This is a genomic window from Cytobacillus massiliigabonensis (assembly GCF_900199725.1).
GTDB lineage: Bacteria > Bacillota > Bacilli > Bacillales > Cytobacillaceae > Cytobacillus > Cytobacillus massiliigabonensis.
Window position 1 is genome coordinate 1,195,377 of the sequence record NZ_LT904904.1, and the last position, 15,503, is coordinate 1,210,879.

11 protein-coding genes and 1 other annotated feature are annotated in these 15,503 nt (G+C 38.6%); of the genes, 6 read left to right on the forward strand and 5 right to left on the reverse strand.

Going from position 1 to position 15,503, the window contains the following annotated elements; translation table 11 throughout:
* Positions 1-680, forward strand: a 680-nt coding sequence (locus C1726_RS17035) for an IS3 family transposase (protein ID WP_142385117.1), incomplete at its 5' end; no start/stop codon positions are given.
* A 198-nt stretch (positions 681-878) separates the two neighbouring features.
* Here C1726_RS17035 and C1726_RS17040 read toward each other — a convergent pair.
* From C1726_RS17040 to C1726_RS17050, 3 genes are read right to left on the reverse strand one after another with little or no spacing between them, the layout of a single operon-like run.
* The gene (locus tag C1726_RS17040) at positions 879-2,051 is read right to left on the reverse strand and encodes an acetoin utilization protein AcuC (RefSeq protein ID WP_102274240.1); all 1,173 of its coding nucleotides are present in this window, start codon (positions 2,049-2,051) and stop codon (positions 879-881) included.
* Positions 2,048-2,695, reverse strand: a complete 648-nt coding sequence (locus tag C1726_RS17045; protein WP_102274241.1) for an acetoin utilization AcuB family protein — start codon at positions 2,693-2,695, stop codon at positions 2,048-2,050. The genes C1726_RS17040 and C1726_RS17045 overlap by 4 nt, the downstream gene beginning before the upstream one ends.
* A gap of 33 nt (positions 2,696-2,728) precedes the next feature.
* On the reverse strand, positions 2,729-3,361 hold the full coding sequence (locus C1726_RS17050; protein WP_102274242.1) for a GNAT family N-acetyltransferase: 633 nt from the start codon (positions 3,359-3,361) through the stop codon (positions 2,729-2,731).
* Between the two features lie 303 nt (positions 3,362-3,664).
* Here C1726_RS17050 and acsA point away from each other — a divergent pair, with 303 nt between their 5' ends.
* Positions 3,665-5,383, forward strand: a complete 1,719-nt coding sequence (acsA, locus tag C1726_RS17055; protein ID WP_102274243.1) for an acetate--CoA ligase — start codon at positions 3,665-3,667, stop codon at positions 5,381-5,383.
* A gap of 60 nt (positions 5,384-5,443) precedes the next feature.
* On the opposite strand, the gene C1726_RS17060 is transcribed toward acsA, so the two are convergent.
* Complete coding sequence (locus C1726_RS17060) at positions 5,444-8,380, reverse strand: transglycosylase domain-containing protein (protein WP_102274244.1); 2,937 nt, start codon at positions 8,378-8,380, stop codon at positions 5,444-5,446.
* A gap of 207 nt (positions 8,381-8,587) precedes the next feature.
* Positions 8,588-8,816: a binding site (T-box leader), on the forward strand.
* A 71-nt stretch (positions 8,817-8,887) separates the two neighbouring features.
* On the opposite strand from C1726_RS17060, the gene tyrS reads away from it, so the two are divergent.
* Positions 8,888-10,144 (forward strand): tyrosine--tRNA ligase, encoded by a 1,257-nt coding sequence (gene tyrS, locus C1726_RS17065; protein WP_102274245.1) that lies wholly within the window; start codon positions 8,888-8,890, stop codon positions 10,142-10,144.
* Between the two features lie 432 nt (positions 10,145-10,576).
* On the opposite strand, the gene rpsD is transcribed toward tyrS, so the two are convergent.
* Complete coding sequence (gene rpsD, locus C1726_RS17075) at positions 10,577-11,179, reverse strand: 30S ribosomal protein S4 (RefSeq protein ID WP_056686020.1); 603 nt, start codon at positions 11,177-11,179, stop codon at positions 10,577-10,579.
* A 335-nt stretch (positions 11,180-11,514) separates the two neighbouring features.
* Between rpsD and C1726_RS17085 the strand changes: the two genes are divergently transcribed.
* The 3 genes from C1726_RS17085 to megL all read left to right on the forward strand — a co-directional run bounded on the left by C1726_RS17085 (position 11,515) and on the right by megL (position 15,460).
* On the forward strand, positions 11,515-12,111 hold the full coding sequence (locus C1726_RS17085) for a hypothetical protein (protein ID WP_102274248.1): 597 nt from the start codon (positions 11,515-11,517) through the stop codon (positions 12,109-12,111).
* Between the two features lie 114 nt (positions 12,112-12,225).
* Entirely contained in the window at positions 12,226-14,091 is a 1,866-nt protein-coding gene (locus C1726_RS17090) for a sensor domain-containing diguanylate cyclase (protein ID WP_102274249.1), read from the forward strand.
* A gap of 181 nt (positions 14,092-14,272) precedes the next feature.
* Positions 14,273-15,460 carry a methionine gamma-lyase gene (gene megL, locus C1726_RS17095; RefSeq protein ID WP_102274250.1) on the forward strand — a complete coding sequence of 396 codons (1,188 nt, stop codon included), beginning with the start codon at positions 14,273-14,275 and terminating at the stop codon, positions 15,458-15,460.
* The last annotated feature ends 43 nt before the right edge of the window (positions 15,461-15,503 follow it).

Sequence of the window (15,503 nt, forward strand, 5' to 3'; positions counted from 1 at the left end):
GTTATGGTTACCGTCGGATTACATTAGAATTACGCAACAGAGGGTATGTAATCAATCATAAAACGATCCGACGTCTAATGAATGAGCTGGGATTAAAATGTCTCGTTCGAATGAAAAAATATCGGTCATACCGAGGACAAGTAGGCAAAACTACAGCTAATATATTAGAACGGGATTTTCATGCATCTAAGCCTAACAAGAAGTGGGTGACGGATGTGACAGAATTCCACCTGCATGGGGAAAAGCTATATTTATCGCCCATTCTCGACTTATATAATGGTGAGATAATAGCTTATAATATAGAGCAACGCCCTGTATATCCACTTGTTTCTAAAATGTTGGACAAGGCCATTGAGCGATTAAACGAGGGAGAAACCCCCATCCTCCATTCTGATCAAGGCTGGCATTATCAGATGAAGCAGTATCAATTTGCATTAAAAAAACATGGTATCATTCAAAGTATGTCCCGTAAGGGGAACTGCTTGGATAACGCAGTCATGGAGAACTTCTTTGGCTTATTAAAGTCTGAATTGCTTTATTTGAAGAAATTCGAGAGTGTGGAGCATTTTAAAATAGAGTTAGAAAAATACATTCACTATTATAACCACAAACGGATTAAGGCAAAGTTAAAAGGCATGAGTCCAGTGCAATACCGAACTCATGCCCAAGTAGCTGTCTAAACCCCATGTCTAACTTTTTGGGTTCAGTTCAAAAAGGTCCTTTTTTATATGTCTAGCGTCAGCGCCTATCGCCTATCAAACTTCAGGTCCCCTCCCTACGATAAGTCGGCATCAACTCGCTTCTCTCATTGGGTCTTTTATATCTCAGTCACGGTCCTTCCAGTTTAGACGGCTATGAACAAGGCGCTTATGCTATTCTTATATCGATTCTGTTTTTTTCTGATTCCTGATTGGGTATAGTGCTTTTTCTAATGTTTGTTTATTTTTTTCGGTTATTTCTAATTTGCGGGGGATTGGCTTGTACATATCTTCCGGATCATCCCAGCTTCCAGGAAGAGGGATAGGAGATTGATCCTTCCAATCATTAATCCATTGTGGCGGTAAACTGCCATAACAATTCGAGTTTTCAGTCATTTCTAACCAAATTAGCGCCCATGCCCGTGGTACGACACGCCAGATGTCATAGCCCCCGCCTCCGACAGCTATCCATTTTCCATCACAATACTGATGAGCAATTTCGTGTGCAAGCTTTGGAATTTCACGATATATGTTCATAGTTGCAGATAAATGTGTCAGAGGGTCATGAAAATGGGAATCAGCTCCGTTTTGAGTAAGGATGACATCTGGTTTGAAAAATTCAGCTACTTCCCTAATAGATGTGCGATATACATCAAGCCAAGATTCATCTTCGGTAAACGCGTCCAGCGGGATATTAAAAGAATATCCGTATCCTTTTCCCTGGCCTCTTTCATTTACATTTCCGGTCCCAGGAAATAAATATCTGCCCGTTTCATGGATGGAAAGTGTACAAACATTCGGATCATCGTAGAAGGACCACTGGACACCATCTCCATGATGGGCATCTGTATCGATATAGAGCACTCTTGCTTTATATTTTTCTTGAATATACTTAATAGCAACCGAGCTGTCATTATACACACAAAAGCCAGATGCCTTCCCTCGAAAGCCATGGTGCAGTCCTCCTCCTAAATGAAGGGCATGTCTTGCTTGCCCGCTCATGACCAAGTCAACTGCCGTTAATGTTCCACCTACGAGTAATGAACTAGCTTCATGCATATTTGGAAAAATGGGAACATCTTCTGTACCAAGTCCATAATTATCTGCTTGTTCGGAAGACAGCTGTCCGCTTCCTGCGAGCTTGACAGCATCTACATATCTAGGATCATGAATTAATTGCAGCTCGTCATCTGTTGCAGGACGCGGAAGAACAAGCTGATCGTCCCGAATCGCATGCAAATGTTGAAGCAAATCAAGTGTTAATTTGATTCTTATTTGATTAAAAGGATGATTTGTATTGAATCTGTAGCTCAGCAAATCCTCTGAATAAATAAAAACTGAATCCTGTATCATGATGACATCCCTGGATAATTGGGCCATAGAACTTGAAGACCTGCATTTTTTAAATCCTCTATCAATGAAAGAGGGTTCATTGTTTGTAGTCTTATAACAATTATTTTATATTTTTCATCACTTTTATCAGGGTAGACGAGGACACTTTGAATATTTGCCTTTTTATTTCTAATTACAGTTGAAATTTCATGGAGCATTCCTGTTTTGTTTGGGACCCGTACTTCAATTTGAGATCCTGGCTGGTGTGCTCCAGTCAATTCAACTAACGTTCGAAGCAAATCTGTTTCTGTTACTATCCCAATTAATTTTTTATTGTTTATTATAGGCAGGCAGCCAATTCGATGCTCATATAAAATAGCTGAGATTTCTTCAACAAAGTCAAGCGGGTGTCCAGTAATTACATCAGTTTTCATGATCATTTTCAGTGGATTTTGCAATCCGGCTTTAAACTTCTCTGTTTCAAATATGGATGGTGTAGCATCACGAATATCTCTATCTGTTACTAGTCCAACTAAATGCTGTTCATTATTAATAATTGGAAGATGCCGAATTTTCCTCTCGTCCATTAATCGAATAGCATCTGCTATACTATCATTCTCAAATAACGCAACAACGTCCTTCTTCATAATTTCTTCAACAATCACTTACAGCCCCTCCATTCTAAAATGATTGTAAATCTAGTACATAAATCGATTCATAAAACGGAGACGGTCAAATTGCTGAACAGAATCTAAATCGACTCTTTTGCCGATTCTCGCCATTAAACAGTTGGCAGGATGCGAACTGATTTCTGGATCATCTGTTGCATACCAGACAAGACCGCCAGCATTCATCATCTTCTCCATTATTTTTCGGTATTCCCATACATTCAGCCCTGTTCCTTTTAGGTCCCAGTGCCAATAGTATTCAGTAGTGATGGTAATATAGTCTTCCATTGCGTCATCCATCATGGAAACCCGCAACAAATTTTTACCAGTTCCAGATCCTCTGAATTCAGGAATTACTTCAATTGCTCCTAGTTCAATTAAATTTTCCATTTTCCCTTCAGACCATCTTTCCAGTGGATCAGGGTAAACATAAGTAACATAACCCACAATCGTATCTCTGCTTCGGGCAATAATAATTCTTCCCTCAGGAAGACCTGCAATTTCGATAAGTGCCTTTTTTTGCTGTTCTGATGGACGAAAGGCTGTTAAATCTTTATGGAACTCATATCCCATTAATTTCTCAGGTGTGATAGGGCCTTCGATAAGCACTGGTCCCCTTGGAGTCTTAATTTCTTTCGCATTATACGTTTTTCGATGTTCCATTTATACACCGCCTATAAATAAGATTAAGAGTAATTCTATTATACATAATAACTTGCAATTTTAAGCGCTTTCAAATGATTTTCCATCGTATTCGATTTTTTTTGTGACAATTATGGATCCATTCTACTAAGTTAACAAAAAATTAGCGAGAGAATATTTTTAAAATTGAGAATTGATTGAACTTATACTATAATAGTAAACAATTAAGAAATGTAAGTGCGCCCTGCTTACTCTTGAATAAACTTTCTTACATAGGGAATGGGAAGGGCTGAAGTTATTTTTATTCAAAGGGGGATTTTTTTTATGAAAGTGGAAGCGTTGCCAGCAACCAAAGGGGATTATAATCTTAAGAATTATGATGATTTGTACGGAAGCTTTGATTGGAAGGATGTCGAGAGAGAATTTTCTTGGAGTGAAACGGGTCTTGTGAACATGGCCTATGAGGCAATTGACCGGCATGCAGAAACTTATAGAAAAAATAAGATTGCTCTTTATTTCAGGGATGGCTTAAGAAAAGAAAAATATACGTTTAAAGAAATGAAGGAGTTTTCGAATAAAGCAGGAAATGCTTTGAAAGCATATGGAGATGTAGAAAAAGGAGATAGAGTCTTTATTTTCATGCCTCGCTCCCCAGAATTGTATTTTGCTGCTTTAGGAGCAATAAAGCTTGGCGCCATTGTAGGGCCATTATTTGAAGCGTTCATGGAGGGAGCAGTACGTGATCGGCTAGAGGATAGTGAAGCAAAGGTTCTTATTACAACGCCAGATCTATTAAAGCGTGTCCCTGTCGATAAGCTTCCAGCACTAAAAACGATTTTCCTAGTAGGAGAAAATATTGTAGAGGATGGACCATATGTAGATTTTAATAAACGATCTGCAGAAGCAAGCAATAAGCTTTCCATCGAGTGGGTTGAGCGGACAGACGGTCTTATTCTTCATTATACTTCTGGCTCCACAGGTAAGCCAAAAGGAGTCCTTCACGTTCATAATGCAATGATTCAGCATTATCAAACAGCCAAATGGGTGCTTGATTTGCAAGAGGATGATATTTATTGGTGTACTGCCGATCCCGGATGGGTTACAGGTACTTCCTATGGGATGTTTGGTCCATGGTTAGCAGGAGCATCAAATGTAATCATTGGAGGAAGATTTAACCCGGAATCATGGTATAAAATGATTGAAGAATATGGTGTTTCGGTCTGGTATAGTGCGCCAACTGCATTTAGAATGCTAATGGGTGCTGGGGATGAGATTGTTAAGAGATTCGACTTGAGCACTCTTCGCCATGTTGTGAGTGTCGGTGAGCCATTAAATCCAGAAGTTGTTAAATGGGGAATGAAGGTATTCCATTTAAGAATTCATGATACATGGTGGATGACTGAAACAGGCGGGCTGTTAATCTGTAATTACCCATGTCTGGAAATTAAACCTGGATCGATGGGGAAACCAATTCCTGGAGTAGTTGCTGCAATTGTCGATGATCAAGGAAATGAGCTGCCTCCATACCGCATGGGGAACTTAGCCATTAAAAAGGGCTGGCCAGCGATGATGCATACGATCTGGAATAATAAACAGAAGTATGAATCTTACTTCATGCCTGGTGATTGGTATGTCTCAGGTGATTCTGCCTATATGGATGAAGCAGGCTATTTCTGGTTCCAGGGACGGGTAGATGATGTTATTATGACCTCGGGTGAGCGGGTAGGTCCATTTGAAGTAGAAAGTAAGCTGCTGGAGCATCCAGCTGTTGCTGAGGCAGGCGTCATCGGCAAGCCGGATCCAGTTAGAGGAGAAATTATTAAAGCATTTATCGCATTACTGGATGGCCATGAGCCATCTGAAGAACTAATAGAAGATATCCGCCAATTTGTGAAAAAAGGGCTTGCAGCCCATGCTGCACCACGTGAAATTGAATTTCGTGACAAACTGCCAAAAACAAGAAGCGGAAAGATTATGCGCCGAGTATTAAAGGCATGGGAGCTAGATCTTCCGACTGGGGATCTTTCGACAATGGAAGACTAATCAATTGAATATATAAGAAGAGAACCGCTACCAAAAAATGGTGCGGTTCTCTTTTATTATTCATTTAAAAAACGATTTTTCGTTATTAGGGGGAGGAGGCTCTGTGCCTTCTTCATGATCACCATCTTCATCTCCATTACCAGGTGCAGTACCAGAATCGCCAGGATTTTTATTCCCGCCATCACCAGGGGGATCTTTCGGTTTTTCCACTACAGGAGGTGTAGTTACCTCTTGTTCCTTTTCTGGTGGTTTTCCAAGCTGAATGATATTGGATGGCGGAGATTCTTTCCCTGCAATATCAACTGCAGTTACATAATATTCGCCATTCGCAGCACTAAAGGATAATGAATGTCCAGCGGAAATACTGCTTACTTTCTTTGCTCCGCTTTCTGTCTTTTGATAGACACGATATCCGATTACATCTCCTTCAGGGTGTTTGCCCCATGTAATGAGGGAGTCTTTTCCGCTGATGCTAGGTGCACCCGGATTTTTACCATTTTCCGATAGCTTTGACTCTGCAACAAGGAGATTTCCCCATCTGTCTAATCTAGGTATTAATTTTGTAGTATCCTTTATTGGGATTCCATATTTATCTTCAAAGTAATTTGGACTTAATAAAACGCCAGAGGATGTGAATTCCTCAGGAGTACTAGCCAATGCCATATAGCGATTTTCTCCTATTTGAACATATCTTCCACTTGCAAAGCTGTCATCAGAGCTGGAAGGAACAAATTTTGCGTTATACCAATCTGATTCAACGAGACCTGCTCTTGAACAAGCATCTGAAGGAAGAAGACCAGATGCTGCACAATAGGATCTGCGAACGATCCCGCCAGGCATTTTGAATTGTTCTTCAGGATCGACAATTCCTGGAGCTACATCGTAAGCGGCGTTCATTAAGTGTGCCCATAAATAAATGGTCCGCGGGCTATGATGAATCCCTTTATAACGAAGCTCTAATGCTTTTGGTGTATCATATCCAGTCCAGACGCCAAAGCTAACGTTCGGATTGACAGCTACAAACCAAGTATCCTTTAAATCCTGACCTGTTCCAGTTTTCCCAGCCCAATCCGAGCTGAATTTCAGTCTGCTCTGTAAAGAATTAGCCGTACCGCTTTTCACAACATCTCGCATCATATCGATCGTTAACCAAGCGGTTTGAGGGCTAAATACTTCAACTGGTTTTGCTTCATGCTGATAAATAATATTTCCAGAATTATCAACAATTTTTTCAATGATATAACTATCAATGAATTTTCCATCATTGGCAAATGTTCCGAAGGCATTTACGTTTTCTTCAACGGTAACTCCATTTGTTATCCCGCCAAGTGAGAGAGAAGGATTATGATAATCACTTTCAACCACTGATGAGAATCCCATTTTTTCTAAATATTGAGCTGGGCGCTGATCCATAATTGTTTTATAAGTCAGCATGGCTGGTACGTTATAGGACATTTTTAATGCATGGCGAGCGGACACTAACCCACTATATCGCTTATCATAGTTCGTTGGATACGGAACACCCGGCTTGGCAGGATTAAGGTACACGGGAACATCAGGTATGACTGTCCCAGGTGCAACAGCGCCAAGCTCCATCGCGGGAGCGTAAACAACTAATGGTTTCATTGTCGAGCCGTTCGGTCTTTTTGTAAATGTTGCATGGTTTAGCTGATTTAATTCATAATCTCTTCCTCCAACAAAAGAAAGGATCTTTCCAGTGCTATTTTCAATCAGGATTGCACCGAGTTGGACAGGTTCAACTACTTTTTTCATTTCTCCAGTTTCTGTATCTTTTACGGTTTCTGTTTTATCAGTGCCATAGTATTGATAAGTATCTTTAGCCGCTTGCATGGCATCATATATTTCTTTATTTATCGTCGTATGAATTTGATAGCCATTTTGCCTTAAATTTCGGTCAGCAAGAATTTCGTATTCATTTATTAGTTCACTGTCCTCTTTTAAATCCTGTTCATCATAGCCATCTTTTTTCGCTAAAATAAGGGCCATCACTTCTTTTGCCCGTTGTTCAATTTCCATCGTTAAATATGGATACTTTTCAATTGAACTCTCAACACGCGGGATGAAATCTTTTGTAATATCATAGGCTATTGCCTCATCGTATTGTTTCTGATCGATTTTTCCATCATCAAACATTCTTTTTAAAACTGTTTTCATCCTTGTTAATCCAGGTTCCATTCCTTCAGGAGACTTGAGTTCTCCACCCTGCGAATATGGTGTATAACCGAATGGGCTTTGTGGAAGACCGGCGATAAAAGCTGCTTGTGGGATATTTAATTCCTTTGCGCTAACGCCAAATATACCTTTAGCTGCAGCTTGAACCCCTGCAATATTTCTTCCCGAAGAGTTTCTGCCGAAAGTTGAAACATTTAAATAAGCTTCTAAAATTTCTTTCTTATCAAAGAATTTTTCAAGGCGAAGAGCTAGCAGGATTTCCTTTGCTTTCCGTTCAAAAGATACTTCATTTGTCAGTAATTGATTCTTAATTAATTGCTGTGTAAGCGTACTTCCGCCAGATTGGACAGCGGAATTTGTAACCTCTTGGAAAATAGCACGCATAATCGCTTTAGGAACGACACCATCATGCTCATAAAAATATTCATCTTCCGTTGCAATGACAGCATCGATGATGTGCTGGGAAACATCTTCCAGTTTGACTTCTTCACGCTCTAAATCGGTTCGAAGTTTGCCGAGGTATACATTATCGGAAAAATACAGTTCGGATGTTTCTTCATAATTATAAATATCTTTTTTCATGTTATCATAAGGCCGTATTTGCTCGTCCTTTACAAGAGAGGCAAAATAGCCAGCACCAACACCGCCAGCAAACGCACCCCCAAGTACGATTATGATGATAAATAACAGGACAAGATTCCATGTTACTTGAAAGGTAATGCTCGCACCCTTCGTCGTTTTTTTATTTGTAAAAATAGAAAGCCATGATTTCAATTTATCCAAAAGGTTCCGGTTTTCTTTCATTCAATCATCCCCCTAAAATCACATACATTATAGCATAAACTGGCATACTATTATCTCAAGGTTCGCTTTTTTTCAGAAATTCCCTTCTTTTTGTTTGTCGAATGAAATGGGTGTTAAGTTTCACTATTTAAGAAATATTTCGTGGTATTGATGTTGACATTTAATTGTTGAATATGATAAAAATGATGCTATATCCTAAAAAATATTTAATAAGCATTGACGGGACCCAAGTAATGCTTCTATCTCTGTTTCAGAAAGCTGGCGGCTGCTGCGAGCCAGTACATGTAGAAGGATGAATTACCTCCCTGAGCTTTCACTGTCAATTTACAATTGTAATAGTAGCAGTGAACGGTAATCCGTTATCATGTAAGAGTGGAGGATTTTTTATTTGTCCTCAATTTGGGTGGTACCGCGCAAATAAATATGCGTCCCTGCATTTGAGCAGGGGCGCTTTTTGTTTTTAGGAAAGGTACATGCATATGAAAAATATAAGAGGAGGTACTTACTATGAATTTACTTGAAGATCTGCAATGGAGAGGTATTATTTATCAGCAAACAGATGCAGAGGGAATGAAGGAAACGCTTGAAAAGGAGAAAATCTCCTTATACTGCGGAATGGATCCAACCGGTGACAGCATGCATATAGGTCACCTGCTGCCATTCCTTACATTAAGAAGATTTCAAAACCATGGCCACCGGCCGATTGTTCTTGTTGGCGGTGCAACTGGATTAATTGGTGACCCAAAAGCAACAGAAGAAAGAACTTTGCAAACGGTTGAAACCGTTCAGCATAATGTTGAATGCTTAACGAAACAGCTGAAAACGATCTTTGATTTTGATGGGGAAAATGGAGCAATCATGGTAAATAACTATGATTGGACGTCCGAGATGAATATGATTACATTCTTAAGAGATTACGGGAAACATATCGGAATCAATTATATGCTGGCAAAGGATACAATAGCAAGCCGTTTAGAAACGGGAATTTCATTTACAGAATTTGCTTATACGATTATGCAAGGGATGGACTTTAAGCATCTATATGAGAACCATCAGTGTAAATTGCAAATTGGCGGCAGTGACCAATGGGGTAATATTACAACTGGACTAGAGCTTATCCGTAAAATGGTTGGAGAAGGCGCGAAGGCGTATGGCATGACAATCCCGCTTGTTACTAAAGCGGATGGAACGAAATTTGGAAAGACAGAAAGTGGTGCAGTTTGGCTAGATCCAGAGAAAACAACGCCATATGAATTCTACCAATTCTGGATTAATGCTGCTGATGCCGATGTAATTAAATACTTAAAATACTTCACATTCCTATCACGAGAGGAAATTGAAGCACTAGAGCAATCTGTTCAAGAAGAGGCACATCTTCGTAAAGCTCAAAAGGCGCTTGCAGAGGAAATGACTCGTTTAATTCACGGGGAAGCTGCATTAATTCAAGCGATTAAAATTTCTGAGGCCCTTTTCAGTGGAGATATTAGAAATCTTTCAGCTGCAGAAATTAAGCAAGGATTTAAAGATGTTCCTTCTTACGAGCATACAACAGGAGAAGAGATAAATATCGTTGATTTACTTGTAGAGGCTAAAATATCCCCATCTAAACGCCAAGCGCGTGAAGATGTAGGAAATGGGGCTGTTTATGTGAATGGCGAGCGTGTAACAGAACTAGAATATGTTCTTTCCGAAAAGGATCGGATTGAAGGACAATTTACTGTTATTCGACGCGGAAAGAAGAAATACTTCTTAATTAAATACTAATTAAAAAGTCCTCCTTTTGTGGAGGGCTTTTTTATAATGAAGCACTGTTATAACTGAATGTTGATTGTACTGTGTTTGAAAAATAAACGGAAAAATTCCGCTTATCGCAGTCAAATCATTGGATTTAGGGCAGTTAAGCGGAAAAACTCCGCTTATTGCAGTCAAATCATTGGATTTTGTCTTTTTTAGGGCAATTAACCGGAAAAACTCCGCCTATTTTTGCCATTTCAGCTTTTTTTTATAAAATAAGCGGAAAAATTCCGCTTATTGCATCAAAATATTTGCTATTTAAGTATCCACTCTATATATTAGCCGGAAATTCTCCGCCTATGGATCCTCATTTATTCACGAAAATCAACAATGAGTAATAACAGAGTTAGAGTTAATAACAAAAGAAACCCGCCGTAATGGCAGGTTTCTTTAGAAAATCTATTAACGAGAGTAGAATTCTACGATTAGTGATTCGTTAATTTCAGCAGGAAGTTCAGAACGCTCTGGTAAGCGAGTGAAAGTTCCTTCTAATTTATCAGCATCGAAAGTTACGAAGTCAGGAACGAAGTTGTTAACTTCGATTGCTTCTTTAACGATGTCAAGGTTGCGAGATTTTTCGCGAAGTGTAATTGTTTGACCAGGTGCTACGCGGTATGATGGGATATCAACACGACGTCCATCAACCATGATGTGTCCGTGGTTAACAATTTGACGAGCTTGACGGCGAGTACGAGCAAGACCTAAACGATAAACAACGTTGTCAAGACGTGATTCTAAAAGAATCATGAAGTTTTCACCGTGTTTACCAGCCATTTTGCCAGCTTTATCAAATAAGTTACGGAATTGGCGCTCATTTACACCATACATATGACGAAGCTTTTGCTTCTCTTGTAATTGTAAACCGTACTCAGATAATTTTTTACGTTGGTTTGGACCATGTTGTCCAGGAGCGTAAGGACGCTTTTCTAATTCTTTACCAGTACCGCTTAGTGAAATACCAAGACGACGTGATAATTTCCAGCTTGGGCCAGTATAACGAGCCATGAATGACTCCTCCTTTAATGTTTTTATTTTGTAAAATAAAAACAGATGCACGCAACGTTCATGTCCATTTTGTTTTCATGTACCTTCGCTCCAGCAGCAGGGAGTTACGCAGTACCCCATCATCAGGAATCCGATTGAGGAACAAAATGAGAGCATCAAGGCGCTCACATAGGCTGCAATATTTTACACAAAGAGTATTATATAATTATTTGTGATTAAAAGTCAAGGTGTATTTTCTCAGGTGTAAAATTGAATATCAAACTTTTTTACTATCCCCCTATTTAAATATGGTATAATAACGATAGAAGTGAACTGATAATAAAGAGTGGTTTTAAATGAAAGAATCATTGAAAGAAAAGCGTATCCGGTTTGTATTAATCGGTTTTTTTATTTTTTTAGTTATTGGCGCATTTTTATATCGCTTTGAATTGAGGGAAACTCAAGATAAGGACTATTCTCCTCCTTTAGCCCTTGTTTTAAAGAAGAGTGCGGATATGAATGATAATCCAGTTATTGCATTGTACGAATATAAAAACGGCAAACATATTTTGGCTGTCTATGAAATTGAAAGAACGAATAGGTATAAATTTAATGCGATGCATGTAATTGAACTAAAAGAAGCTCCCGAACAAATCTCGCCTGATAGGAGAGATGAGGGGATATGGGTTAAAGCTAATAAGAACTGGACGTATTATTCTCCAAATTTACATGAAGAAGAGAGAGAGCTTGAACATAGAATAGCGAATTCTACTTCTGAAACCTCCTACAGCTTTGATGACAAGAGGGCGATTTTAACTATAGACAGCAAACATTCTATAGTCTTGGAGAAAGGTGAGAAGCCAACAGGATTATTTGCTTTATCCGAAGATAGATCAGTATGGCTTGTCATTACAGAAAGAAATATAAAAATAGCTGCGATTGATACGAAATAGACAAAAATATGCGGGAAATTTCAGATAAATATATATATAATGGATATGTAAGAAAATGCAATTTTCATTTCGTAGCAATAGGGAATAGTTATTACTAATAGGTGATGATTAAAGATGGAACAGCTCGAACAAAAATTGATAATGAAATTAAAAAGTCATTTTTTAGATATCATTGATATAGAAAATGGCTTATTACATTTTGATGAAATTTTAATATCCATGCTCCATATAGTAAAAGAAGTAACAGGAGCAATGGATGCTTCTTTTTTCAGCATGAATGAGTGGAACAAGCAATTACTTATGGAAGCATCAACAATTATAGATAAAAAGCCATCTGTTATTCCACCTTCCTTATCTGATTATGATTTCCAAAGAACAGTCATAAGACAACAGCTTCCTGGATTTGAAGAATATAACCTCATTCTGCTACTAAAGAAGGATGAACAGTCTCAAGGCTGTTTAGCAATAAAAGGAGCTCATGAAACTTTCATCCGTTTTTCAGATGATGTTCTTGAAAAAATAAGCGAAGAGTGTGCGCGTTTTTTGCATACGGCAAGATATTTTGTGAAAACCATATTAGAAGAAAGAAGATATAAACAGCTCTATCGAGTTACGGAGAAATTTCATTCCTCCATGAATATGGATGATGTACTGGGTGAAATCATCTGTACATTACAGGAAGTATACCCAACCTTTACTTATTATCTTCTTTTATCACATGACAATAATAAACTTGAAGATTTGCCGATTAAGGACCTAGAATATGATAGTGAAAATATTGCTGCCATGCAGGCTTATGTAACAGGAGTCCCTCAATTTGAAGATTCTCTTCACGAAAAAAGATCGGTGCTGTATGCACCTTTAAAAGGGAAGCAGGGAGTATATGGGGTACTGCAAGTAATTGCACCAAATTCAATTGTATTTCCAAATAATGAGGTTGAGTTCATTACCCTCTTAGCAAATACAGCGGGGACTGCACTTGAAAATGCGCAGCTTTATCAGCAATCTAAGCGCTTAATTAAGGATCTTCAGCTAATTAATGAAACTTCTCATCGCCTAAACTCGAATTTACGATTAGCTGAGACTATGGCATTTATTACAGAGCAGATTATTCAATCATTTGATGCAGAAGAAGTCGGTTTTATATTGTTTTCGAAGGATTATAAGGAATTAAAAGTATTACAAGGAAGTACTGAATTTTTTCAGCAGAAAGAAGCGAGACTGTATATTGAGTTTATAAAAAGAAAAGTAGAAGCTGACGAGGAAGCTCTTTTTATCGGGGATTTCAATCTAGAAGGCGAGAGTAGACCTGCATGTTATAAGTCAATTATGGCGGTTCCTATGACACAGTCAGGCGTGCTGAAGGGCATAGCAATAGTTATGCATCAATCACCATACCATTTCTCTTTTGAAACGTTTAAACTGCTGCAATCACTTGTTCATCATTCTACACTTGCATTTACTAACTCAATACTAAGAGAAGAGCTTGAGAAAATGGTTGTCACAGACCACTTAACAAAACTATACTCTCGAAGCTATCTGGACGATAAAATTCACCAATCCATGAATGAGGACCATGAGGGGACATTCATGATGATTGACATTGATAATTTTAAATTGATAAATGATACATTTGGCCATCAAGTAGGTGATGATGTCATTATTCAGGTTGCTGATCTGATCAATGCGAATATAAGAGGTTCTGACATTGGTGCAAGGTGGGGAGGAGAAGAGCTGGCAATTTATTTGCCGGGAGTATCTTTAAATGCAGGCCTGGTAATAGCGGAAAGACTTGTAAAAAGAGTTTCTGAAAGCACTGAGCCGCAAGTAACGATTTCATGTGGTGTTTCACATTGGAATAGAGGACGTTATGATTCCTATCCAACCTTATTTAAACGTGCTGATAAAGCGCTATATATAGCAAAGCAAACTGGGAAAAATAAGGTCGTTGTTCAAGAACACGAAGAAGGCAATAAATAAGACTGGACCAATTGCTCTAAAAGCGGTTGGTCCTTATTTATGTCTGAGGTTGATCAAAGGGTAGCCTTATTTGTTCCCATAAATTACTTTCCAAATTGTTTGGATTATCATATGATAATACCGGGAATGTTTTTTATATTTTAAAAATTGAAAGCGTTTACAATGAGGAGGGATCAGAATAATGGCAGATACGAACTCAGCAAAGATTGAAACTAAAGTTATTCACGAAGGATATGATTCAGAAAAATATAGTGGAAGTTTAGCACCGCCCATTTTTCAAACATCAACCTTTACATTCGAAACAGCTGAGCAAGGAGAAAGACGGTTTTCTGGAGAAGAAACAGGCTATATTTATTCAAGACTTGGCAATCCAACAGTGACTATGCTTGAGGAAAGAATGGCTACTCTAGAATATGGAGAAGCAGCTCTAGCGTTTAGTTCTGGAATGGCAGCTGTTTCAGCAATCCTGCTTGGATTAACGAAAACCGGTGACCATATTTTGTGCTCGCAAGGAGTTTATGGCTGCACATACGGTTTATTAGAGATGATGGATGAAAAATATAAAATTAGCCATGATTTTTCGGCTATGGAATCAAAGGAACAATTATTACAAGCGCTTCGTCCAGAAACAGTTTGTATTTATGTGGAAACACCTATCAATCCTACAATGAAACTAGTAGATTTACAAATGATTGGGGAAGTTGGTAAAGAAAAGGGGATCCCTGTTGTAGTAGATAATACATTCTGTTCCCCATACTTGCAAAACCCGATTATCCTTGGATGTGATATCGTTATCCATAGTGCGACAAAATATATATGCGGGCATGGGGATGTAATCGCAGGAATTGCCGTTGGAAAAAAAGAGTTTATTGGGGAAATAGCGATGACAACACAAAAGGATATCGGAGGCGTCATTTCTCCGTTTGATGCGTGGCTTTTGCTTCGTGGGTTAAAAACACTGGCAGTAAGAATGGATCGTCATTGCGAAAATGCAGCAAAGTTAGCAGATTTTTTACTAAGCCATCCAAAGGTAGCTGACGTATTTTATCCTGGTGATGAACAAAATCCAGATTTTCAAATAGCACAAAAGCAGATGAGAAAACCTGGTGGATTAATTTCCTTTACGTTAAATGGTAATAAAGCAACTGCACAAGCACTTATGAATGAGCTTAAGCTCATTAAAATTGCTGTCAGTCTTGGCGATGCAGAAACATTGATTCAGCACCCTGCAACAATGACACATGCAGTAGTACCGAAAGAATCCAGAGAAATGATGGGAATTGACGACACTCTTCTTAGATTATCCGTTGGTCTGGAATCCTGGGAAGATATTCGCAATGATCTGGAGCAAGCATTAAATAAAATCTAAGTAAAAAAGGGGACAATGATTAAAAATCATTGTCCCCTTTTTT

Coding starts and splice junctions, on each gene's coding strand:
- C1726_RS17085 (WP_102274248.1), top strand. CDS start 11,515: ATGAAAGAATCATTGAAAGAAAAGCGTATCCGGTTTGTATTAATCGGT.
- acsA (WP_102274243.1), top strand. CDS start 3,665: ATGAAAGTGGAAGCGTTGCCAGCAACCAAAGGGGATTATAATCTTAAG.
- rpsD (WP_056686020.1), bottom strand. CDS start 11,179: ATGGCTCGTTATACTGGCCCAAGCTGGAAATTATCACGTCGTCTTGGT.
- C1726_RS17050 (WP_102274242.1), bottom strand. CDS start 3,361: ATGGAACATCGAAAAACGTATAATGCGAAAGAAATTAAGACTCCAAGG.
- tyrS (WP_102274245.1), top strand. CDS start 8,888: ATGAATTTACTTGAAGATCTGCAATGGAGAGGTATTATTTATCAGCAA.
- C1726_RS17060 (WP_102274244.1), bottom strand. CDS start 8,380: ATGAAAGAAAACCGGAACCTTTTGGATAAATTGAAATCATGGCTTTCT.
- C1726_RS17040 (WP_102274240.1), bottom strand. CDS start 2,051: ATGATACAGGATTCAGTTTTTATTTATTCAGAGGATTTGCTGAGCTAC.
- C1726_RS17090 (WP_102274249.1), top strand. CDS start 12,226: ATGGAACAGCTCGAACAAAAATTGATAATGAAATTAAAAAGTCATTTT.
- megL (WP_102274250.1), top strand. CDS start 14,273: ATGGCAGATACGAACTCAGCAAAGATTGAAACTAAAGTTATTCACGAA.